Below are 1,504 nucleotides of genomic sequence, written 5' to 3' on the forward strand. Positions count from 1 at the left end.
CCTCCGCCGACGGCTCAGGCTTCTTCTTGCCAGTGGTCACATCGTCCAGTGTCGCGCTCATCACGAGGCCTCCCTCGCCGGGCTACGCCCGGCGGGTCAGGCCGGAAACACCGAAAGATCCACAGTCCCTCTCCATGTCGTAGAGCCTGTCGCAGAATGCGTCGAACGCTTGCGGGTGTTGCTGTTGGCTGGTGCCGACCATTTGTTGCCGCTGGCCGGGTCTGGGCTTGGTGTCAGGCGGTGGCTGCGCGGTAGATTTTCGGGAGGTTGCTGGCGGTGGCTGCGAGTTGGAGTTCGCCCAACGCGGCGTCCAGGCCGCGGCGGGAGAACCGGTCGAGGATTTTCTTGAGGTTTCCGATTGCCGGTTCGACGGTGGCACCGCGTCGTCGATGGCCGCGACGCTCGCCTGCTTCGAGGGCCGCCCGTCCGGGTTCGTCGCGAACATCTTCGCCTTGACCTTGATCCACGGAGGTTTGTAGAGGGCTTTGCCTTCTGCAGTTCGTAATCGGTGTGACATGGCTTGCCGGGCGGTGGTCTGCCGGGGTGGTGGTTGCGGGACGGGCGCACGGGCTGTGGCCTTAGACTGGTCTCGCCCTTTGCCGAGAGCGATCAAGCGAGCCGGTCCGGCAGCGCCAAGATTGGCGTCGCTGCCGTAGCCGGCGTCGGCGAGGACCGTCCCGATGACGTGGTCGTTGTTGCCGGTAACGGCGAGCAGGTGATGGGCTGCCGTCTGCGCGGCCTTCATCATCGGCACGAAGCTGGCCTGGTCGTTAGTGGACTGGCCAACACTCACGGCGAGGATGAGCTGGTCAGCGCTGACCGCGAGCTGCGCGTTGTAACCCTGCACGAATCCCCTGCGGGTAGGCATGATCCGTGATTGCGGATCGGTCGTGTCCGCCACGACCTTCGGCAGGTACTTGGGCTTGCGGTGCTTGCCGGCGCCATCCTTGAAACCGCCAGCGGAGGCGGCCTTGTCGCTGGCGTCGATCGCCGCCTGGACGACACGCCGGGCTCTCAGCACCCGGGTTGACTGCTCCATCGGGACCGGCGGGCGACCCATCGGGCGTCGACCCGCCGCAAGGATCACGGCATGGCGGTCCAGCTTGGCTTGGTGAACGGCGATCTCCCGGGCTAGGTGCGCCTGGGCTTCGGCGAGCCGATGGGGACCGTCCGGGATCCGCCCGACCACCGGTCCGCCATCAACAACGCCAGCAACATGTCCGGGTCATAGCCCGCAGTGCCGACACCGCCCCGACGCCGACGGCTGTGAAACGCGCTGGTATCCAACGCTTCCACCGTCTCCAGCAGGAACCACACCACATGATCCGCGGGCAGTTAATCCCGTATGTCCGGGGCAACAGGAACGGTTGATCACGCTGAACCAGACGATACGACCTAGCCACACCACATAATCCCAAACCAGGATCATCTGGGTCTATGCGACACGCATTCTGCGACAGGCTCCGTAGTCGAGGAACGGGATGAACTCGTCCCAGGCGTCGTC

Annotated in this window: 1 protein-coding gene; it reads right to left on the reverse strand. The window is 65.2% G+C overall.

Going from position 1 to position 1,504, the window contains the following annotated elements; genetic code table 11:
- Window positions 1–82 precede the first annotated feature (82 nt).
- On the reverse strand, window positions 83–1,189 hold the full coding sequence (locus AB0M20_RS42970) for a hypothetical protein (protein WP_364307206.1): 1,107 nt from the start codon (window positions 1,187–1,189) through the stop codon (window positions 83–85).
- Window positions 1,190–1,504 lie beyond the last annotated feature (315 nt).

The sequence above is a fragment of the Actinoplanes sp. NPDC051633 genome, assembly GCF_040681735.1.
In the GTDB taxonomy this organism is placed as follows: Bacteria; Actinomycetota; Actinomycetes; order Mycobacteriales; family Micromonosporaceae; genus Actinoplanes.